Source organism: Pseudomonas sp. S11P7 (assembly GCF_023195435.1).
In the GTDB taxonomy this organism is placed as follows: Bacteria; Pseudomonadota; Gammaproteobacteria; order Pseudomonadales; family Pseudomonadaceae; genus Aquipseudomonas; species Aquipseudomonas fluorescens_G.
Window position 1 is genome coordinate 1,104,075 of record NZ_JALPKS020000002.1, and the last position, 20,895, is coordinate 1,124,969.

Annotated in this window: 21 protein-coding genes; 16 read left to right on the forward strand and 5 right to left on the reverse strand. The window is 59.7% G+C overall.

The annotated features are described in order from the left end of the window. Window positions 1-10: 10 nt before the first annotated feature. Together M0746_RS05145 and M0746_RS05150 are read right to left on the reverse strand one after the other, a co-directional pair. Window positions 11-1,261 (reverse strand): MFS transporter, encoded by a 1,251-nt coding sequence (locus tag M0746_RS05145; protein ID WP_258448395.1) that lies wholly within the window; start codon window positions 1,259-1,261, stop codon window positions 11-13. Window positions 1,262-1,370: 109 nt separating this feature from the next. After that, window positions 1,371-2,024 carry an HD domain-containing protein gene (locus tag M0746_RS05150; protein WP_258448396.1) on the reverse strand — a complete coding sequence of 218 codons (654 nt, stop codon included), beginning with the start codon at window positions 2,022-2,024 and terminating at the stop codon, window positions 1,371-1,373. A gap of 223 nt (window positions 2,025-2,247) precedes the next feature. On the opposite strand from M0746_RS05150, the gene M0746_RS05155 reads away from it, so the two are divergent. Continuing rightward, window positions 2,248-2,727, forward strand: a complete 480-nt coding sequence (locus M0746_RS05155; protein WP_258448397.1) for a GNAT family N-acetyltransferase — start codon at window positions 2,248-2,250, stop codon at window positions 2,725-2,727. 3 nt (window positions 2,728-2,730) lie between these two features. Here M0746_RS05155 and M0746_RS05160 read toward each other — a convergent pair whose 3' ends face one another. Continuing rightward, on the reverse strand, window positions 2,731-3,204 hold the full coding sequence (locus tag M0746_RS05160) for a hypothetical protein (RefSeq protein ID WP_258448398.1): 474 nt from the start codon (window positions 3,202-3,204) through the stop codon (window positions 2,731-2,733). Window positions 3,205-3,396: 192 nt separating this feature from the next. On the opposite strand from M0746_RS05160, the gene M0746_RS05165 reads away from it, so the two are divergent. The 5 genes from M0746_RS05165 (at window position 3,397) to M0746_RS05185 (ending at window position 8,583) form a co-directional block, all read left to right on the forward strand. Further along, on the forward strand, window positions 3,397-4,386 hold the full coding sequence (locus M0746_RS05165) for a 2-dehydro-3-deoxygalactonokinase (RefSeq protein WP_258448399.1): 990 nt from the start codon (window positions 3,397-3,399) through the stop codon (window positions 4,384-4,386). An 18-nt stretch (window positions 4,387-4,404) separates the two neighbouring features. Then, window positions 4,405-5,025, forward strand: a complete 621-nt coding sequence (locus tag M0746_RS05170; protein ID WP_093099455.1) for a 2-dehydro-3-deoxy-6-phosphogalactonate aldolase — start codon at window positions 4,405-4,407, stop codon at window positions 5,023-5,025. A 62-nt stretch (window positions 5,026-5,087) separates the two neighbouring features. Continuing rightward, a complete protein-coding gene (dgoD, locus tag M0746_RS05175; protein ID WP_007908327.1) occupies window positions 5,088-6,236 on the forward strand; it encodes a galactonate dehydratase in 1,149 nt (382 codons plus the stop codon). Between the two features lie 170 nt (window positions 6,237-6,406). Then, window positions 6,407-7,717, forward strand: a complete 1,311-nt coding sequence (locus tag M0746_RS05180) for an MFS transporter (RefSeq protein ID WP_258448400.1) — start codon at window positions 6,407-6,409, stop codon at window positions 7,715-7,717. Between the two features lie 62 nt (window positions 7,718-7,779). After that, on the forward strand, window positions 7,780-8,583 hold the full coding sequence (locus M0746_RS05185; RefSeq protein WP_090285143.1) for an IclR family transcriptional regulator: 804 nt from the start codon (window positions 7,780-7,782) through the stop codon (window positions 8,581-8,583). 11 nt (window positions 8,584-8,594) lie between these two features. On the opposite strand, the gene M0746_RS05190 is transcribed toward M0746_RS05185, so the two are convergent. After that, window positions 8,595-9,647 (reverse strand): NAD(P)-dependent alcohol dehydrogenase, encoded by a 1,053-nt coding sequence (locus M0746_RS05190; protein ID WP_258448401.1) that lies wholly within the window; start codon window positions 9,645-9,647, stop codon window positions 8,595-8,597. A gap of 192 nt (window positions 9,648-9,839) precedes the next feature. On the opposite strand from M0746_RS05190, the gene M0746_RS05195 reads away from it, so the two are divergent. After that, window positions 9,840-10,730: an AraC family transcriptional regulator gene (locus M0746_RS05195; RefSeq protein WP_258448402.1), complete on the forward strand. Its 891-nt coding sequence runs from the start codon at window positions 9,840-9,842 to the stop codon at window positions 10,728-10,730. A 182-nt stretch (window positions 10,731-10,912) separates the two neighbouring features. Here M0746_RS05195 and M0746_RS05200 read toward each other — a convergent pair whose 3' ends face one another. Then, window positions 10,913-12,577 (reverse strand): electron transfer flavoprotein-ubiquinone oxidoreductase, encoded by a 1,665-nt coding sequence (locus tag M0746_RS05200; protein WP_208940228.1) that lies wholly within the window; start codon window positions 12,575-12,577, stop codon window positions 10,913-10,915. Window positions 12,578-13,123: 546 nt separating this feature from the next. Between M0746_RS05200 and M0746_RS05205 the strand changes: the two genes are divergently transcribed. The 9 genes from M0746_RS05205 (at window position 13,124) to M0746_RS05245 (ending at window position 20,657) form a co-directional block, all read left to right on the forward strand. Beyond that, a complete protein-coding gene (locus tag M0746_RS05205) occupies window positions 13,124-13,873 on the forward strand; it encodes an electron transfer flavoprotein subunit beta/FixA family protein (protein WP_090285137.1) in 750 nt (249 codons plus the stop codon). Next, window positions 13,874-14,803 carry an electron transfer flavoprotein subunit alpha/FixB family protein gene (locus tag M0746_RS05210; protein WP_208940229.1) on the forward strand — a complete coding sequence of 310 codons (930 nt, stop codon included), beginning with the start codon at window positions 13,874-13,876 and terminating at the stop codon, window positions 14,801-14,803. A 79-nt stretch (window positions 14,804-14,882) separates the two neighbouring features. Further along, the gene (locus tag M0746_RS05215; RefSeq protein WP_258448403.1) at window positions 14,883-15,704 is read left to right on the forward strand and encodes a substrate-binding periplasmic protein; all 822 of its coding nucleotides are present in this window, start codon (window positions 14,883-14,885) and stop codon (window positions 15,702-15,704) included. A gap of 9 nt (window positions 15,705-15,713) precedes the next feature. Then, complete coding sequence (locus tag M0746_RS05220) at window positions 15,714-16,070, forward strand: DUF4398 domain-containing protein (RefSeq protein ID WP_093099465.1); 357 nt, start codon at window positions 15,714-15,716, stop codon at window positions 16,068-16,070. Continuing rightward, window positions 16,067-16,879 (forward strand): OmpA family protein, encoded by an 813-nt coding sequence (locus M0746_RS05225; protein WP_208940231.1) that lies wholly within the window; start codon window positions 16,067-16,069, stop codon window positions 16,877-16,879. Before M0746_RS05220 ends, M0746_RS05225 begins: the two co-directional genes overlap by 4 nt. A gap of 723 nt (window positions 16,880-17,602) precedes the next feature. Then, window positions 17,603-19,042: an aminotransferase-like domain-containing protein gene (locus tag M0746_RS05230; RefSeq protein ID WP_090285127.1), complete on the forward strand. Its 1,440-nt coding sequence runs from the start codon at window positions 17,603-17,605 to the stop codon at window positions 19,040-19,042. A gap of 77 nt (window positions 19,043-19,119) precedes the next feature. After that, complete coding sequence (locus M0746_RS05235) at window positions 19,120-19,593, forward strand: translation initiation factor 2 (RefSeq protein WP_258448404.1); 474 nt, start codon at window positions 19,120-19,122, stop codon at window positions 19,591-19,593. A gap of 163 nt (window positions 19,594-19,756) precedes the next feature. Next, a complete protein-coding gene (locus M0746_RS05240) occupies window positions 19,757-20,011 on the forward strand; it encodes a YkgJ family cysteine cluster protein (protein ID WP_258448405.1) in 255 nt (84 codons plus the stop codon). Window positions 20,012-20,051: 40 nt separating this feature from the next. Further along, entirely contained in the window at window positions 20,052-20,657 is a 606-nt protein-coding gene (locus tag M0746_RS05245; protein ID WP_258448406.1) for an START domain-containing protein, read from the forward strand. The last annotated feature ends 238 nt before the right edge of the window (window positions 20,658-20,895 follow it).

Here is a 20,895-nt window from a genome sequence, read left to right on the forward strand (position 1 = left end):
ATTGGAATCCTTACCCTTGATTGGTCCGCCGCGCGTGGGGATTGGTGCCTGAGGATCGACGAACGGTCGGCGTCGGCCTGAGGTTTTTTGCAGTGAATCGGCGCCATAGCAGGCGACCGATTGTGATCAACCAGTTCGCCAGCGCCACACCCGACAACGTCAGCAGCAATGACGCCATGCCTTGCTCGACGATGAGTTTGCCGGCGAGCAAGGGGAAGCCGAACACCCCGATAAAGTACGCGAGGCTGAACAGCAACAGTGCCTGGGACGTGCTGCCATCAGGTGCTTCGTTGGCGGCGAGGCCGTTGATCACCGAGTAGGTCAACCCGTAACCGACTCCGAGCATGACCGCCGCCAGCAGATAGCTGAGGCCGCCGTTGACGCCGAAGGCGAACAGCATGACCGACGCGAGCATCACACCCGACAGCAGGCACGAAGCGCGTAACGGATCGCGTTTGATCACGTAGCCTGCGATCAACATCCGGCTGCTGATCGCCGCGCCCATGAACCCCACAAAAAACCACGAATAATCCAGCGCTCGCACGGCGGCGTAGCTGGTCTGGAAACTCGACAACCCGCCAAACACGCAACCGCCCAGACCGACCATGATGATCGGCAGCACAGCTCGAGAGCTGAGCACCTGAGTGGTCGCGCGCCAAGTGATTTTCGCTGTGGTGGTTTGCGATGGGTTCAGTCTCGGGGCGAGTCGCCAGAACAGCAGCGCACCGACCAGGCTTGCCAGCGCAGCCAGATAAAAGGCTGAAGCGAGCGGTAAATCCAGTGCACCGGCCGCCCTTCCGAACAAGGGGCCGCTGCCGATCCCGCTCATCATGCTGCCGGACAGCAAGGCGAAATATTTCGCGCGCTGAACCGGGGCCACCAGGCTGGCAACGATGATCGGCCCCAGGGTGTAGAACACTCCCCAACCCAATCCCAGCAGTAAACCGAAAAACACCAGCCCGTTACCGACCCCCGGAGTCATCGCAAAGCCCAGACTCGCCGCCACCAGGAGCAGGGCGAACAAGGCAACCGAGCGCGCCGCACCGAGCAGGTCCACGAGGTGACCACAGCCCAGGACGGCAACAAAGGTACTGAGCATCGCCGCCGAAATCACCGTGCCTGCGTCATGTTCATTGCCGCCGCGCGCACCGATCAACAGCGCCAGCAAAAACGTCGAACCATATGACAGCGACAGCAGATAACTGGCGAGACAGAACAGACCGAACAGTTTGCCTGACACCTTGGGTGTTGCCTGGGACATGGCGCGCTTCCTTGAGCGAGGGAATTAACCTTGTCTGTTTATCACGGCGAATGTGCGCGTCAGGTGTGAGGTTGCTGAAGTCAGGATCGTGCTTTGCCGGAGTAAAAGATCAGACGATGCCGATTTCTTCCTTGAACTGCTCCATGAAACCTTTCAAACGCTGATGGCGAATCTGCGCCAGGCGCTGGCCAGTGGCGGTCTGGAAGCCCTCGGCGAGGTGCAGCAGTTTGGTCTGGAAGTGGTCCAGACAAAAGCGTGTGTCATCATAGTCGCGGTGATGCGCCTCGGGGTCTTGCGGATCGTAAAGGGCCGCCCCCATGCGCCCGGCGACATAAAACGTCCGCGCGACGCCGAGCATGCCCAGCGAGTCGAGGCGGTCGGCGTCCTGGACGATTTTCGCTTCGCGGGTCAGCGCAGTGATGTTGGCGGAGAAGCTGTGGGCTTCGATGGCGTGGGCGACCTGGGTGATTTTTTCGTTGGGCCAGTTCAGCGCTTTCAGGACGGACGAAGCCTTGTCCGCTGCCAGACGCGAGGCCTGAGCGCGCAACGGCGAATTTTTCTCGACGGATACGCAATCGTGCAGCAGCACTGCGGCGAGCAAGACATCGAGCTCACCGCCTTCCGTTTCATGCAGCGTGCGTGCGTTGTGCCAGACGCGCTGCAGGTGGGCGAGGTCGTGGGCGCCGTCGTCTGAAGGCTGCAGCGCGTGGGGTAGCAATGCTGATGCAAGTGCCTGCATGGGCGTGAAATATTCAACGGTCATAAACATCCTTTCAGATTGTCGCAAAACCTGTGGGAGCGAGCCCGCTCGCGAAGGCATTCTGTCAGTTGACCTTAGGACTGACTGAAAGGACGCATTCGCGAGCAGGCTCGCTCCCACAGGATCAGCAATGTTCAGCAAATCAGATAAGTTGGTCCGTTTGCCATGTGACGAGCGCCGCTGCGCGCCTTAGTATGGCGCTTTAATTTGCACACAAGGCCCGTCCATGACGATCGAAATCCGCCCGGCGACTCCCAGCGATGCACCGCAGATCCTCGCCTTCATTACCGAACTCGCCGATTTCGAAAAGGCCCGCCACGAAGTCATCGCCAGCGTCGCCGACATCGAACGCAGCCTGTTCGGCGAAGGCGCCACCGCTCATGGCCTGATCTGCCTGCGCGACGGCTTGCCAATCGGTTTCGCGGTGTTCTTCTTCAGCTATTCGACCTGGCTGGGCAGCAATTGCCTGTACCTCGAAGACCTCTACATCACCCCCGAACAACGCGGCGGCGGCGCCGGCAAAACCCTGCTGCGCCATCTCGCCAAAATCGCCTGCGCCAACGACTGCGGCCGCTTCGAATGGAGCGTGCTGGAATGGAATACCCCGGCGATCGAATTCTACAAATCTCTGGGCGCCCAGCCGCAGGAAGAGTGGGTGCGGTATCGCATGGATGGCAAGGTGTTGCGGGATTTTGCCGAGGGTTGATTCTCAAGGTGATCGCGGAGTTTTTACGGTGTTCTCATCAATGGCTTCCCAATTGCCCCTCAGCAATCCAGCCAGCGCCTGTCGCACAGAGATCTTGAAGGCCCCGGCTTTTTCTTCGTCGAATGCCGATTTCCAATAGGTGTAGCCCTCGTTGAATTCTGGAACCTGCGCAGTTTTCCCGACGCGTCGGATCAGGCTGCGCTGCAAGGCTTTCGCTCGAAACGGCATATGGGGCATTGCGGTGAATTCAGCGCCCGTGGCCGGGTTGATCATCTGAATGTCGTCTACCCGGATATGGACGACCTCACCGTACTTGGGGTACTCCTCGATTTTGAGGATGGTCAGGGTCGAGTTTTCTTCGCCAGGCCGGGTTTTGTAAGCCCAAATCTCCCCCTCTTCGATCATTGGCAAGGCGACGGCGATTGCGCTGCTGCAAAGTGCGCAGCAGATCAATAAAACTTTCACAGCGATCTTCATTTTTTCTTCCCTGAGCGTGCGACCCGGATGTTGAGGTGGATACGGCGCGGGATTTTAAAAGCCTTGAAGCAGAAAAGGTTGTCTCAGTTGTAAAACCCACAATATGGGATTGATATTTATATATTGAGATTTCCCCGCGCCCGGGTTTATAGTCCATCGCACTCACTGCCAAAAAACAGAACAGGTGAAGCGATGCAGGCGCAATTGATCGCGCTCGATTGGGGGACGACCTCATTACGTGCTTACAAACTCGCGGCGGACGGTGTGGTGCTGGAACAGCGTGCGCTGTCGTCCGGGATCATGCAGTTGCCCAAGACCCCGCGGATCATCCACGGCCGTGAATGTGCCGATGGTTTTGAACTGGCGTTCGATCAGGCCTGCGGCGACTGGCTCGATGCGCAGCCGGATCTGCCGGTGATCGCTTGCGGCATGGTCGGCAGCGCGCAGGGCTGGCGCGAAGCGGCCTACTGCGAAACGCCGGCGGACGTCGCCAATCTCGGCAACTCCCTACAAACAGTCGTCAGTCTGCGCGGCACCCCGGTGCATATCGTGCCGGGGGTGATTCAGCGTTCGCGTCTGCCGAATGTGATGCGTGGCGAAGAAACCCAGGTGCTGGGTGTCCTCCAGCAACTGCCGGTCGAGGCGGGCGCTGACCTTTTGATCGGCCTGCCGGGCAGTCATTCCAAGTGGGTCGAAGTGGTCGATGGTTGCATCACGCATTTCGACACGTTCATGACCGGCGAAGTGTTCGCGGTGCTCAGCGAGCACAGCATTCTCGGCCGTACTCAGCAACCCAGTGCCACTTTCGAGGCGCAGGCGTTCGACCGCGGTGTGCAGGTCGCGTTGTCGGCTGACGGTGAATTGGGCGTGCTCTCGACGTTGTTCAGCGCGCGCACGCTGGGCCTGACCGGTGAACTGAGCCCGACGTTGCAAGCCGATTACCTGTCCGGGCTGATGATCGGCCATGAACTGGCTGCGCTCGCCGCAGTGCAGCGCCAACGTCGCAATAATCCGGATCTTCCTTCGATCGTGCTGATCGGCAACGGCCAGCTCTGCGCGCGTTACAGCCGTGCGCTGGACGCCTGCGGGTTCGCCCGGGTGACGCTGGCCGAGCAGGCTACCGAGCGTGGCCTGTGGCAATTGGCGCGTGCCGCCGGACTGATCGATTCCTCATCCCGTTAACCTGACTGGAGGCCTGACATGCTCAAGCAAGCACTGGCGCAAAACGGTCTGATCGCAATCCTGCGTGGCCTGCAACCGCAGGACGCCGCAGCTGTGGGAGAAGTCCTGTATGCCGCCGGATTTCGCGTCATCGAAGTACCGCTCAATTCCCCTTCGCCGTACGAAAGTATCGCCACCCTGCGCAAGACCTTGCCCGCCGATTGCCTGATCGGTGCCGGCACGGTGTTGACCGCGCAGCAAGTGCAACAGGTGAAGGATGCCGGCGGCCAGGTAATCGTCATGCCGCACAGCGATGCCAAGGTCCTGCGCGCGGCGAAAGCGGCCGGGCTGTACCTGTCGCCGGGTGTGGCCACGCCGACCGAAGCCTTCGCGGCGCTGGAGGAGGGCGCGGACATTCTCAAGCTGTTCCCGGCCGAGCAGATGAGTCCGGCAGTCGTCAAAGCCTGGCTCGCGGTTTTGCCGGCGGGCACGGTGCTGGCGCCGGTCGGCGGCATCACCCCGGACAACATGCAGGCGTTCCTCGATGCCGGCGTGAAAGGCTTCGGCCTCGGTTCCGGATTGTTCAAGCCGGGCATGACGCCAGAGCAAGTGGCAGTCAATGCCAAGGCCTATGTGGCCGCATGGAAAGCGCTTCGTTAAGACTTTTCCGGCGCCGCGTGCGCTGCATCTAATAAAAGCTGCATTTACAAAAGAGAGCAGAGATGAAAATCACCAAACTCACGACCTTCATCGTCCCGCCGCGCTGGTGCTTCCTCAAGGTCGAAACCGATGAGGGCGTGACCGGTTGGGGCGAACCCGTGGTCGAAGGCCGGGCGCACACCGTGGCCGCTGCCGTTGAAGAATTGTCCGACTACCTGATCGGCAAAGACCCACGCAACATCGAAGACATCTGGACCGTGCTCTATCGCGGCGGCTTTTACCGCGGCGGTGCGATCCACATGAGCGCACTGGCCGGTATCGATCAGGCTTTGTGGGACATCAAGGGCAAGGCCCTCGGTGTATCGGTCAGTGACCTGCTCGGTGGCCAGGTGCGCGACAAGATTCGTGTGTATTCGTGGATTGGTGGCGACCGTCCGGCCGACACGGCGCGTGCGGCGAAAGAAGCGGTGAGCCGTGGTTTCACCGCGGTGAAAATGAACGGTACCGAAGAACTGCAGTTCCTCGACACCTTCGAAAAAGTCGATCTGGCCCTGGCCAACGTCGCCGCCGTGCGTGACGCGGTGGGGCCGAACGTCGGCATTGGCGTCGACTTCCATGGCCGCGTGCACAAGCCGATGGCCAAAGTGCTGATGAAGGAACTCGACCCGTACAAACTGATGTTCATCGAAGAGCCAGTGCTCAGCGAAAACTACGAAGCGCTGAAAGAACTGGCGCCGCTGACCAGCACGCCGATTGCCCTCGGCGAGCGGCTGTTTTCGCGCTGGGACTTTAAACGCGTGTTGAGCGAAGGCTACGTCGACATTATCCAGCCGGATGCTTCCCATGCGGGCGGCATCACCGAAACCCGCAAGATCGCCAACATGGCCGAAGCCTACGACGTGGCGCTGGCGCTGCATTGCCCGCTGGGGCCGATTGCACTGGCGGCGTGTTTGCAACTCGACGCGGCTTGTTACAACGCGTTTATCCAGGAGCAGAGCCTGGGCATCCATTACAACGAGAGCAACGACTTGCTCGACTATGTGAAGGACCCACGCGTTTTCGACTACGACAAAGGCTTCGTGAAGATTCCGAACGGCCCGGGGCTGGGCATCGAGATCAACGAGGAGTACGTGATCGAGCGCGCGGCGGTCGGCCACCGCTGGCGCAACCCGATCTGGCGCCATGCCGATGGCAGCTTTGCCGAGTGGTGAGTCATTCCTGACACACCACAAAACCCTGTGGGAGCTGGCTTGCCAGCGATAGCGGTGTGTCTGTCACATCAATGTTGGATGTGCTGACGTCATCGCTGGCAAGCCAGCTCCCACAGGGTGCAGTGCAGGCCTCAGGCCGACCTCAATAAACATAAAAAGAGGCTCTCCTCATGCAAACGCACACCCTCACCGGGCAGGCGTCTTTAGTCACGCCCAGCCGCAAGCGATTTTTCATCATGGTGTTGCTGTTCATCACCGTGGTCATCAACTACCTCGACCGCAGCAACCTGTCGATTGCCGCGCCGGCGCTGACCAGCGAGCTGGGCATCGATCCGGTGCATGTCGGTCTGATCTTTTCCGCGTTCGGCTGGACCTACGCCGCCATGCAGATCCCCGGCGGCTGGCTGGTCGATCGCGTACCGCCACGGATTCTCTACAGCGTCGCACTGCTGCTGTGGTCGGTGGCCACGGTGATGCTCGGTTTCGTCAGCAGTTTCATCGCCCTGTTCGTGCTGCGCATGGCAGTCGGTGCACTGGAAGCGCCGGCGTATCCGATCAACAGTCGCGTGGTTACCACCTGGTTTCCCGAGCGCGAACGCGCCACGGCGATCGGTTTCTACACCTCCGGGCAGTTCGTCGGTCTGGCCTTCCTGACGCCGGTGCTGGCGTGGCTGCAACATGCATTTGGCTGGCACATGGTGTTCGTCGCGACCGGTGCGGTCGGCATTCTCTGGGCGCTGATCTGGTACGCGGTGTATCGCGAGCCACGAGACTTCAAAGGCACCAACGAGGCAGAAATCGAGCTGATTCGCGAGGGCGGCGGGCTGGTCGATATCCAGGCGGAAACGGCCAAGGTCAAAGCCAAATTCAGCTGGACCGATCTGGGCATTGTCCTGAGCAAACGCAAATTGTGGGGCATCTACCTCGGCCAGTTCTGCCTGAACTCGACGCTGTGGTTCTTCCTGACCTGGTTTCCGACTTACCTGGTGAAGTATCGCGGCATGGACTTCATCAAGTCCGGCCTGCTGGCGTCGCTGCCGTTTCTGGCCGCGTTCGTTGGTGTGCTGTGCTCGGGGTTCTTCTCCGACTGGTTGATTCGTCGCGGCTACAGCGTCGGCTTCGCGCGCAAGTTGCCGATCATCAGCGGGCTGCTGATCTCCACGGCGATCATCGGTGCGAACTTCGTTGAGTCGACGCCTTTGGTAATTGCCTTTCTTGCGCTGGCATTTTTCGGCAACGGGCTGGCATCGATCACCTGGTCGCTGGTCTCGACGCTGGCCCCGGCACGCCTGCTCGGGCTGACGGGCGGGGTGTTCAATTTCATCGGCAACCTGTCGGCGATTGCCACACCGATCGTGATCGGCTTCCTCGCCAGCGGTGATTCGTTTGCTCCGGCGATCACCTACATCGCTGTGCTCGCGCTGGTCGGTGCGTTGTCCTACGTGCTGCTGGTGGGCAAGGTCGAACGTATCGAGTTGTAGTGGTCTGCGTCGGGCGACCATAATGCCGCCCGTTCCCTCGCTCAACGGTAAAAAGGCTGGATATGCAGGAAGACGCCCCGGAAAAAACCAAGGACGCCGCGCCCACCGGCACCCAGACGCTATTGCGCGGCCTCGGTGTGGTGCAAGCGGTGGCCAGTGGCGCCCGCGATCTCAAGGAGATCGCCCGGTTGATCGGCACCACGCGCAGCACCACCCATCGTCTGGCCAGTTGCCTGGTCGACGAGCGCTACCTGCGCGTAGTGCCGCAAATCGGTTATCTGCTCGGGCCGAAGCTGATCGAGCTGGGTTTTCAGGCTCGCGAAGAATTGCCGCTGGTGACCCTGGCCGGGCCGTATCTGGACGAGTTGTCGTCGTTGACCGGTGACACCGTGCACTTGGGGATTCGTGAAGGCGATGAAGTGCTTTACCTGCTGAAGAATCCCGGGCGCAATGGCCCGGAGATGCGTTCGCGGGTCGGCCATCGCATGCCGCTGGCGCGCACCGGTATCGGCAAGGCGTTGATGCTCGATGACTCGCCGAAAGATTGGCAACGTCTGTACGACATCAGTCTGCCGGCGGGTGGGAAAAGTCAGTTCTGGCCGCAGCATCCCCAGCAATCGTGGGAACAGCTTGAACAGCGCATGAGCGAATACGTGGCCGGTGGCTACGCCTTCGATCTGGAAGACAACGAACCGTCGATCCGCTGTGTGGCGGCGCCGATTCGTGATGCGAGCAAGGGCATTGTTGCGGCGATCAGCATCGCCAGCACCGTGCCCTATATGCCGCTGGAAAAAATGGCCGAGCTGATTCCCCTGATCAAAGGGGTCACAGCCCGGCTGTCGGCGGAGCTTGGCTTGAAGGTATAAGCCTTTAAGGTTTAAGCCTTGAGCGTCGCCATGTCGATGACGAAGCGGTACTTCACGTCGCCGGCAATCATTCGCGCGTAAGCCTCGTTGATCTGGCGGATGTCGAGCATTTCGATGTCGCACGTGATGTTGTGTTCGGCGCAGAAATCCAGCACTTCCTGGGTTTCCGCAACGCCGCCGATCAACGATCCGGCCAACACGCGACGCCCCAGCACCAGTTTGGCCGCATGCACCGGCGGATCGATCGGTTCGATCAGGCCGACCAGAATGTGCACGCCGTCAAAACGCAAGGTATCGAGGTACGGGTTAAGGTCGTGCTGCACCGGAATGGTGTCGAGCAGGAAATCGAAGTAACCGGCCGCGGCTTTCATTTGCTCGGCGTCGGTGGACACGATCACATGATCGGCGCCCTGACGCCGACCTTCTTCGGCCTTGCTGGCCGAGCGGGTGAACAGCGTCACTTCAGCGCCCATGGCCTTGGCGAACTTGATGCCCATGTGGCCGAGGCCGCCCATGCCGAGAATCCCGACCTTGTCGCCGGCCTTTACGCCGTAGTGCTTGAGTGGCGAGTAGGTGGTGATGCCGGCGCAGAGAATCGGCGCGGCGCTGGCCAATGCCAGGCGTTCCGGAATACGCACGACGAAGTGCTCGCTGACCACGATGCTGTCGGAATAACCGCCCATGGTGTTGCTGCCATCGACCCGGTCCGGGGTGGCATAAGTCATGGTCGGGCCTTCGAGGCAATATTGCTCGAGGTTCGACTGGCAGGCTTCGCAGGTACGGCACGAGTCGACCATGCAGCCGACGCCGACCAGATCGCCGACTTTGTGTCGGGTGACATTCGCACCGATCGCGGTGACTTTTCCGACGATCTCGTGGCCGGGCATCAACGGATAAACGGCAATGCCCCATTCATTGCGTGCCTGGTGAATGTCAGAGTGGCAGACGCCGCAATACAGAATCTCGATGGCAACGTCGTCAGCACGCGGGCTGCGGCGTTCGAATTTCATCGGGGCGAGGGGAGTGGTGGCTGACTGGGCGGCATAACCGATCGCGGTGTACATGGGCAAACCTCGCTAAAGCAGGAACAAGTGAGGCAGCGGATTCTGGGCGCCGAATGCTTGTGCGGCCATGGCGAATTCTCCGGGTCTCATGCCTAATTCTCCGGCATGCGGGTTTGCGCGGTCGCATTGGCAAACGGATCTGCGATGATGCTTTCATCCCTTATTGCGTGTTTTTTTGTGAAGAACGACTCAATGCAACTGACCCGTCATCTTGATGCCAACGCCCGGCTGGTTTCGCTGATCGAACCGCTGGCGCTGCGCGATGGTTACAGCCAGACCGGCTTGCCCGGCGTGCAGATATTGCGCGCCAGTTGTGACGTCGCGCGCGGCCCGCACATTTATGAACCGAGCCTGATGATCATCGCCCAGGGCAGCAAACTGGCGTTTCTCGGGCCGCGCACCATGGAATATGGCGCCGGGCATTACCTGATTCAGGCGCTGCCGGTGCCGTTCGAATGCGAGACATTTGCCTTGCCGGATGCACCGCTGCTTGGCGTCTCGGTGGCGATCGATCGGGTATTGCTGGGTGAACTGGTGTTTGCGATGGGCCTGGCGCCGGGGCGGCATATTCCGGCGCAGACGCCGGAGTCGATGACCTCGGTGGTGCTTGACGATGGCATGCGCGGTTGCGTTGAGCGCTTGCTCAGTTGTTTGCACGATCCGCTGGAGTGCCAGATTCTCGGCCCGGCGCGGGTGCGTGAGTTGTTGTTTGTCGCCTTGCGCGGACCGCAGGCGGATGTGCTGCGGGCATTGGTCGAACAGCAGGGGCAGTTTGCGCGAGTGGCGGCGTCGATCAGTCATCTGCACGCGCATTACACCGAGCCGCTGAACGTCGAGACCCTGGCCGGGTGCGCCAACATGAGCGTGTCGACCTTTCATGAGCACTTCAAACGCAGCACGCTGCTGTCGCCGGTGCAGTATCTGAAGCGTTTACGCTTGTTGAAGGCGCAGACGTTGCTGGTGGCCGAAGGGCTGGGCGTGGCGCAGGTGGCGCATCGGGTCGGGTATCAGAGCACGTCGCAGTTCAGCCGCGAGTACAAGCGCTACTTCGAGCGTAGTCCCGGGGATGAGCGGGCTGCCTGAGCCTGCGCTGTCCCTTGTAGGAGTGAGCCTGCTCGCAATGGCGGTGTGTCAGTCGATATTGTCGGCACAGATATACCGCTATCGCGAGCAGGCTCACTCCTACAGGGGGTCGGTGTTGTTGCGTAAATTGCAGGCAACAACAAGGCCCCCGTGCAGGGAGCCTTGTTGTTCAGCGCTTCGACTTACATGTTCGGGTAAGTCGGGCCGCCGGCGCCTTCCGGCGCAACCCAGGTGATGTTCTGCGCAGGGTCCTTGATGTCACAGGTCTTGCAGTGCACGCAGTTCTGGGCGTTGATCTGGAAGCGCTTTTCGCCGTCCTCTTTGGTCACCACTTCGTATACGCCGGCCGGGCAGTAGCGCTGCGCCGGTTCGTCGTACAGTGGCAGGTTCTTGCTGATCGGAATGCTTGGATCGGTCAGCTTCAGGTGGCACGGCTGTTCTTCTTCGTGGTTGGTACCGGAGATGAACACCGAGCTGAGTTTGTCGAAGCTGAGCTTGCCGTCGGGTTTCGGATAGTCGATCTTCTTGCAGTCGGCCGCGAGCTTGAGGCAGGCGTAATCCGGCTTGGTGTCACGCAGGGTGAACGGCAGTTTGCCGGCGAAAATGTTCTGGTCCAGCCAGTTGAACCCACCGCCGATGATCGCGCCGTACTTGTGAATCGCCGCGCCGAAGTTACGGCTGGCGAACAGTTCTTCATAGAGCCAGCTGTTCTTGAAGGCATCGACGTAGGTGGTCAGCTCTTCAGTGCCGTCCTTTTCCGCAAACAGCGCGTCAGCCACCGCTTCGGCCGCAAGCATGCCGGACTTCATCGCGGTGTGGCTGCCTTTGATCTTGGCGAAATTCAGGGTGCCCAGATCGCAACCGATCAGCGCGCCGCCCTTGAAGACCATTTTCGGCAGCGAGTTCAGGCCGCCCTTGGCGATGGCGCGGGCGCCGTAGCTGATGCGCTTGCCACCTTCCAGGTACTGCGCCAGCACCGGGTGATGCTTGAGGCGCTGGAATTCGTCGAACGGCGACAGGAAGGTGTTGCTGTAGGAAAGATCGACGATCAGACCGACCACAACCTGATTGTTTTCCAGGTGATAGAGGAACGAACCGCCGGTGTTCTCGGTGCCCATGATGTCCAGCGGCCAGCCGGCGGTATGCACCACCAGGCCTGGCTGGTGTTTGGCCGGGTCGATTTCCCAGATTTCTTTGAGGCCGATGCCGTAATGCTGAACGTCAGCCTCGCTGTCGAGGTTGTAGCGCTTGATCAGTTGCTTGCCGATGTGGCCACGGCAGCCTTCGGCGAACAGCGTGTATTTGCCGCGCAGTTCCATGCCGGGGGTATACAGGCCTTCTTTCGGGTTGCCTTCGCGGTCGACGCCCAGATCACCGGTGATGATCCCGCGGACCACGCCGTTTTCGTCGATCAGTGCTTCTTGAGCGGCGAAGCCCGGGTAGATTTCCACGCCGAGGTTTTCCGCCTGCTGGGCCAGCCAACGGCACAGGTTGCCAAGGGAAATAATGTAGTTGCCTTCGTTGTGCATGGTCTTGGGCACAAAGAAGTCAGGAATTTTCTGCGCGCTTTCGGCGTTTTTCAGCACGAAAATGTCATCGCGGGCCACCGGCGTGTTCAGCGGGGCGCCAAGTTCTTTCCAGTCCGGGAACAGCTCGTTCAGTGCACGGGGTTCAAACACCGCACCGGAGAGGATGTGAGCGCCGACTTCGGAGCCTTTTTCGACCACGCAGACGCTGATTTCCTTACCGGCATCAGCGGCCTTCTGCTTCAGACGGCAGGCGGCGGACAGACCCGCGGGGCCGGCACCGACGATGACCACGTCGAATTCCATGTATTCGCGTTCCACAGGCTATCTCCTACTCAAGGCTCAACAGTTTTTTTTCTGATTTGGAGGTTTGATGTCGCATCCCGCCAGCCTTTACGTTAACGTCAAGGGGAATAACGGGAAACCCACCTTTCTCTCTAGGCGGCGCATTATATCTACACCACTCTCAGCGTCCAATACAAACGTTTGTTTGAATTGCCTCCAGCCCAGAGAAATCAAAGAAGCGCGGCTTATGAGTGGTCATTTTGCTGTATTGACCGGAATAGGCGTTCCGGTCAATATACGGGCGGTTTTGCGCTGGTCGTAAGCGGACTGGCGCTTTCAGGAGCACGTCTAAAGACAGGGCACAGGCAGTAAAAGGTGGAGCGCAGCGCGGTTTTCGTGCTGCGCTCGCTCGAGGTGGAAATCCACGACTGGTCAGTCACCGCTGACGAACGGTCAGCGACATTCACATCGCAAACCTTGCACCCATGTCGGCGTTTTTAGAGGTGCCCTTTAGCCTGATGAACATCAACCGCCAGGTTCGCCTAGGCGACTTTCTTTTCACCGGAGAGTAACGAGGAATCCATGAAGGTTCTTGTAGCTGTCAAACGCGTTGTGGATTACAACGTCAAGGTTCGCGTCAAGGCGGACAATTCCGGCGTCGATCTCGCCAACGTCAAGATGTCGATGAACCCGTTCTGCGAAATCGCAGTGGAAGAAGCCGTACGCCTGAAAGAGAAGGGTGTTGCGACTGAAATCGTCGTCGTCTCCATCGGCCCGACCACCGCTCAGGAGCAGCTGCGTACCGCACTGGCTCTGGGTGCCGACCGTGCCATCCTCGTCGAATCCGCTGAAGATCTGACTTCCCTGGCCGTGGCCAAGCTGCTCAAGGCCGTGGTCGACAAGGAACAGCCGCAACTGGTGATCCTTGGCAAGCAGGCGATCGACAGCGACAACAACCAGACCGGCCAGATGCTCGCTGCACTGAGCGGCTACGGTCAGGGCACGTTTGCCTCGAAAGTCGAAGTCTCCGGCGACACGGTTGCCGTGACCCGCGAAATCGACGGCGGCGCGCAGACCGTTTCGCTGAAACTGCCAGCCATCGTCACCACCGACCTGCGTTTGAACGAGCCGCGTTATGCGTCCCTGCCAAACATCATGAAAGCCAAGAAGAAGCCTCTCGAGACGCTGACTCCGGACGCTTTGGGCGTTTCCACCGCCTCCACCAACAAGACCCTGAAAGTCGAAGCGCCGGCTGCACGCAGCGCGGGCATCAAGGTCAAGTCGGTGGCTGAACTGGTTGAAAAACTCAAGAACGAAGCGAAGGTAATCTAAATGACTATCTTGGTTATTGCTGAACACGACAACAAAGTGCTGGCTCCGGCCACGCTGAACACCGTGGCTGCCGCTGTCAAAATCGGCGGCGACATCCACGTGCTGGTAGCCGGTCAGGGCGCAGGCCCGGTGGCCGAAGCCGCTGCGAAAATCGCCGGTGTGAGCAAAGTCCTGAATGCTGACAATGCCGCTTACGCGCATCAGCTGCCGGAAAACGTTGCCCCGCTGGTGGCCGAGCTTGGCGCTGGTTACAGCCACATCCTGGCTGCCGCTACCTCCAACGGCAAAAACATCCTGCCGCGCGTTGCTGCGCAGCTTGACGTTGACCAGATCTCCGAGATCATTTCGGTCGAAAGCGCTGACACCTTCAAGCGTCCGATCTACGCCGGCAATGCCATCGCTACCGTCCAGTCGACCGCTGCGATCAAAGTGATCACCGTGCGTGCCACCGGTTTCGACCCGGTTGCCGCAGAAGGCGGTTCGGCTGCCGTTGAAGCCGTTGGCGCTGCGCACGATGCAGGTACTTCGAGCTTCGTTGGCGAAGAACTGGCCAAGTCCGACCGTCCAGAGCTGACCGCTGCCAAGATCGTCGTTTCCGGCGGCCGCGGCATGCAGAACGGCGACAACTTCAAACACCTGTACGCTCTGGCCGACAAGCTTGGCGCAGCCGTCGGTGCTTCGCGCGCTGCGGTCGACGCAGGTTTCGTACCGAACGACATGCAGGTCGGTCAGACCGGCAAGATCGTTGCGCCACAGCTGTACATCGCCGTCGGTATCTCCGGCGCGATCCAGCACCTGGCCGGCATGAAAGACTCCAAAGTGATCGTTGCGATCAACAAGGATGAAGAAGCGCCGATCTTCCAGGTGGCCGATTACGGCCTCGTGGCTGACCTGTTCGAAGCCGTACCTGAGCTGGAGAAGCTGGTCTAATCCAGCTGCTTCACTTATAAAGAGCCCGACCGTTTGGTCGGGCTTTTTTTGTCTCGGATTTGAGTGGGAGCGTGTTGCCATGGATCTGCGCTGCGGATGGTTGTTGGGGCTGGCCCTGTTGCCCTTGCTGGTATCAGCGGCGGGCAAGTGCGAGCGCCTTGTCGTCACCGGCAGCCCGGATGCGCCACCGTACCTGTGGCAGGACCCGCAAAACCCGAAACGGCTGATTGGCGCCAGTGCCGACCTGTTGCAGCAAGTCGGCAAAGACCTCGGCATCAAAATCGAGCTGCTCTATGCCGGCAAGCGCGCGCAAGCCCTCGACGAGGTGCGCAGCGGACGCATGGACATGCTCGCCGATGCGCCACTGACCCTCAATGAGCTGGAAAGCCTCGACTACATTCATCCGCCGCTGCTGGAAAACGACTATCTGGTCTGGACCCGCAAAGGCTCGACCCTGGTTTACAGCGAAGCCAAAGACCTGCACGGACATGCCGGCGCGCTGTCGGAAAAGTCGCGGATGACCCAGGCATTCGGCACTTTCGCCGAGCAGAATCTGACCCTGACCAAGACAGCCAACCTCACCCAGGCTCTGCAGAAACTGCTATTGGGTGAGGTGGAATACGTACTCGCCGGCCGCTATTCAGGCATGGCGGCCGCGCAGGCGCTGGGCATGACCAACGATCTGTTGGCGTTCGAGCAACCCATAGATCGGCCCGGTCTGTTCCTTGCGGTTTCCCATAACTCGGCATGCAACGATCCGTGGTTGCGCGGACAGCTCGCCAAAAAGATGACAGAATTGCCCGCGTCCGGACTGACGGAGGCTGCACTGCAACGCAATATCGAGCGCTGGAAGGCGCAGCAGCAACAGCCGCCACAACCCGTCAGTACCCCCAAACAGTAGGGATTTTTAGTGAGTATTCGACCTCTTTTCGCGGCCGTGGCCGTTCTGGCTCTGGCCGGTTGCGCGACTGATCCGGCACCCATCGAACAAATGCGTCTGACCGAGCAGGCCATCACTCAGGCCAAGGCTGTTGGCGCCACGGCCGACGAAGTGCCGGAAATGAAACTGGCAGAAACCAAGTACACCCGCGCCAGAGGCAGCATGGCTGATCAGTCTTACCGCAACGCGCGAATGCGCGCCGAGCAGGCTGAGCTGGATGCGCGGCTGGCCGAAGCCAAGGTGCTGACGCAGAAAAGTGAAGAGCAATTGAATGTACTGAACACCCGCATCACCCGACTGCGCAAGCAACTGGGGAATGCCCAATGAATCTGTCAGTGAAAATCCTCGGCGGCCTGATCCTCGTCGGCTGCGCCAGCCTTTCTGGCTGCGCCGGGCAGCACAGCGAAGAGGCTTTGCAGCAGGCTGGTGGCGACTTCCAGAAGGTCAAGGAAGATTCGAACGTGTTGCGTATCGCGCCCAAAGACGTGATTCGGGCCGGTGAGTCTTTGGCCCGTGCCGATCGTTTGTCGACCTATTGGGGCAGCGGTTCGGACGTGGTGCATTACGCTTATCTGAGCCAGCGTTACAGCGAAATTGCTCGTGAGCATACCAATCAGGTGCTCAACGAAGAGCGTGCGGCCAAGCTCGAACTTGAGCGGCAGCGTCTGCAACTGGCTTTGCGCGAATCGAAGCTGCTGAGTGTGCAGCAGCAGGGCAAGTGGCTCGAGGAGCAGATTGTCGCGCTGGCGACTACGCAGACTGACCGCGGCCTGGTGATGACCTTGGGCGATGTGCTGTTCGATACCGGGGAAGCGGAGCTGAAGAATTCGGCCAATCGGGTGGTGTTGAAGATTGTCCAGTTCCTGCAGTTGAATCCCAAGCGTGTGGTGCGCATCGAGGGGTATACCGACAGTACCGGCGGCAAGCAGGAGAATCTCAAGTTGTCTCGCGACCGGGCGCAGTCGGTGGCGGATGTGCTGATTGACCTGGGGATTGATGACAAGCGGATTCAGGTTGAGGGGTATGGGGATGAGTATCCTGTAGACGCCAACGCTTCCGAGCGTGGGCGGGCGCAGAATCGGCGGGTGGAGATTGTTTTTTCTGATGAGAAGGGGCAGCTCGGGGCGGCTCGTTAGGTTGGCCTTGGCGGCCTCTGGGCCGACCAGGTTCTTGGGTTTTTGGGTGAATATCCGTTTTTTGGGGTGATGCGGGTGGCGGTTTCGCCCTTACGGCGAGTCCCTTTTTCAGACGCCAAAAAGGAACCAAAGGCTTTGCTCCTGCGTTCGGCCCTCGCAGGCTCGGGTTCCTTCGCTCCGGAACTGATCCGGGCGCAGCGGCTACGGTTTGCTTCGCTGCACCTACGTCCGCTGTGTCTGGCTGCGCCAGACGGTCGCTGCGCTCCCACGCCCGGATCAATCCCTGCGCTCAGCCTTCCGATGTCGCTGGTTAGGCAAGATCAAGATCAAGGGCACTCGAGCTTCGCTCATTGTAATGAGTGGTTAGAAGCGAGTGGTTGGCTTGGGATTTTCGGTGTGGCTGCCCCTCACCCCAGCCCTCTCCCGAGGGAGAGGGAGCCGATTTTGGTTGGGTTTGAAATTTGCATTCGACTCGGTATCGCAGGTCGACGTAGCCCTCGCATCCACCAAGGTCAGTTCCCTCTCCCTCTGGGAGAGGGCTAGGGTGAGGGGCTTTTGATCTTGATCGACATTCCTCCACCACTTCTCAAAAAAACAGCACAGTCCCGGCAGACACCGCACTGTATCGTCGACTAAAGTGACAACTGTCCCAGTACACTTCTAAACTGTTCCGGTATTGTTTCGCACAAGAATAAAATCGCCCGTGAAATCGAGTGCTGCGTCATGACCAATCTCTTGCTCTACCAACGTATTGCTCAGCAGCTGGCCGAGGATATTCGGCGTGGCGTTTATCAGCCGGGGGAGCGGGTGCCTTCGGTGCGCAAGATGAGTTCGCAGCTCAATGTCAGTCATGCGACGGTGTTGCAGGCTTACGCCAATCTTGAGGATCAGGGTTTGATCCGGGCGCGGCCGCAGTCGGGTTATTACGTGCATCAGACGCCGGCGCTGACGGCGCCGACGCCGGATATTGCGCGGGTTGAGCGGCCGGGGCTGGTGACGCGCAGCAGTATCATTCAGCAGGTTTTGGTCGAGTCGCGACGCGAAGGGGTGTTTCCGCTGGGTGCGGCGGTGCCGAGTGTCGATTATTTGCCGGTGCGTGCGCTGCATCAGCAATTGGCCAAGGTCACCCGTTTCCATAGTCCGCGCGCTTTCAGTTACATGTTCAGCCCCGGTTTTGAACCGTTGCGTCGGCAGGTGGCGATTCGCATGCGTGACGCCGGGGTGGTGGTCGATCCATCCGAGGTGGTAATTACCCACGGTTGTGTTGATGCCCTGCAAATGTCATTGCGGGTGCTGACCCGGCCGGGGGATCTGATTGCTGCTGAATCGCCGACGTATTACGGTCTGTTGCAACTGGCCGATCTGCTCGGTCTCAAGGTCATCGAAATCCCCAGTGACCCCGCCACCGGCATGAGCCTGGAAGCGCTGCAACTGGCGGCCAACCAGTGGTCGATCAAGGCGTTGGTGCTGACTACGCGCCTGAGCAATCCGCTGGGCGGCACCATGCCCGAAGAGCGGCAGAAGCAACTGCTGCGCCTGGCCTCGGATTTCGATATCCAGATCGTCGAAGACGATATCTACGGCGAGCTGATGTTCGAGCAGGGCAAGACCAAAGCGCTCAAGGCCTATGACCGCCTCGATCGGGTGATCTACTGTTCGAGCTTTTCCAAGACCCTGTCGCCGGGTGTGCGCATCGGCTGGATGATCGCTGGCAAGTATCAGCAGGAAATCCAGCGCTTGCAGACCTTCAGTACGCATTCGGCTTGCAGCGTCACGCAGATGGCGATTGCTGCTTATCTGGAAAACGGCGGCTATGACCGGCATTTGCGCTACATCCGCCAGGAATACCGGAAAAACCTCAGCGCATTTCAGCTGGCCGTGCAGCAGCACTTCCCCGAAGGTACGCAAATGACCCGGCCCACGGGCGGTTTCATCCTTTGGGTGAGCTTGCCGGGACGGGTCAATACGCAGGAATTGCATGTCCGTGCGTTGCAGCAGGGCATCAGCATTGCGCCGGGGCTGATCTTCAGTAATACCGAGCAATTCAACCACTGTATTCGCCTGAACTGCGGCATCCCGTGGAACCGTGAGGCGGAACGGGCGTTGATGACGCTGGGGCTGTTGGCGACGCAACTGTGCCAGGAAACCGCTGGCGGATTCTGAACGAGCGGCAGGTCAGGCTTGTCTTGTCGCGCGCAAAAAGCGAGCATGTGGCCCTCTGCCGTCAGTTCGTTGGGTCCATGAAAGCGATTGCTCCTGCCGCGTGGGTTTTGCTGGGTTTGTTGATGATCGGTCAGGCGCCGAGTGTCATGGCGGCTGCCACCCAGGAAAAACCCGCGGCGACCAGTACGAGCAAGAAAACCGCGAAAACCGCAGCGCCGGTCAAGAAAGCGCAGGCGAAAAAAGCCGCCACCGTGAAGAAGCGCCGCCCGGTAGCCTCGAAATCGAAACCTGCCAGCGAAGTCGCGAAAACCCGATTGCCGAAGGCCAAGCTCGACCTCAGCCTACCCAAGGACATGGTTGAAGAGTTGAAGCCCAAAGGCACCGTGGAGTTGCCCAAGCGCGAGGCGATTCTGCCGCAGATGTTTGGCGAAAAGGACAGCGGCTTCCAGCTCAACGGACGTTTGCTCAGCAACGAAATGCAGTTGCAACTGCGCAATGACGAACGCCGCGAAGTTGAAGGCGCGGCGCTGGACTTCGAATTCAAACAGTAAATGACACTTGCCTGTGACCCACAGAACAGACGCTTTGTCGGAGACTGGTCAGTCACTTTCACTTATCGCTGAAAACCCGCCGCAGACAATTTGAAACAGCCGTTTTAGCGGTTACTCTGTTTCCCGTCTCTTTACACATCGCCCGTTGCGAGGATTGTTCGTCATGAAATGCCGTGAAGGCTGTGGCGCTTGCTGCATTGCCCCTTCCATCAGTTCGCCGATTCCTGGCATGCCCGATGGCAAACCTGCCGGCGAACGTTGCGTGCAGCTGTCGGTCGATAACCTGTGCAACATCTTCGGCCGCCCGGAGCGTCCGCCGGTGTGCTCGGGCTTCGCGGCGGATGTCGAAGTCTGTGGCAGCAGCTCTGAAGAAGCGATCAGGCTGATCGGTTGGTGGGAAGCCATGACCGCGGCGTGATGTGTCAAGGCAACGGAACTTCAACAATAAGGAAAAGACTATGGGTTCGCTGCATCGTATCGCTGTGTTGTGTGGTTTGACCGCTGTGCTGGCCACCTCGGTTGCTCAGGCTGAAGACTGGAAGGTCGTCAAGGAAGAGGACGGCATCAAAGTCTCGCTGAGCGAAATCCGCGGCTCGGACTACAAGTCCTATCAGGGCGTCGCGCTGATGAAGACCACCATCGCCAAATTGCGCGCGCTGCAGGAAGACGTCGCTGGTGCCTGCGCCTGGATTCACGAATGCAAGACCCAGAAACTGCTCAAGCACGAAGGCGACCAGAGCTGGACTTACACCCAATTCAACACGCCGTGGCCGGTCACTCCGCGTGATTCGGTGTTGCGCATCACCACCGTCGAAGGCGCCGATGGCAGCCTGACCCGCGATCTCGAAGGCGTGCCGACTTATCTCCCGGAAGAAAAAGGGTTTGTGCGGGTGCAGCAGGTCAAGGGTTTCTGGAAGTTTGTGCCCAAAGGCGATCAGGTCGAAGTGACCTATCAAGTGCACACCGAACCGGGCGGCAGCGTGCCGGCCATGGTTGCCAACAAGTTCGTGGTCGAGGCCCCATTCAATACCCTCAAAGCCTTGAAACAACGCGCCGAGAAATAATTCGCGCACTTTGAAATAAACGCCCCGATTGATTCGGGGCGTTTCGTTTCCGGCTTTATTGTGTTTCCAGATATGCGTTGGACGAAATTTTCACAAAGTGTTCCCGACAATTCGCCCGCGCTGTTGCCTCGCTGTCAGGGCTCTAAATGAAAGCATCTGGCGGCGCGGCAGTAATCAATGGCAATGGTGCGGGTGATCGTGCAACATTTGCCCACCGCGCACGCCCCGGGGTCTGGAA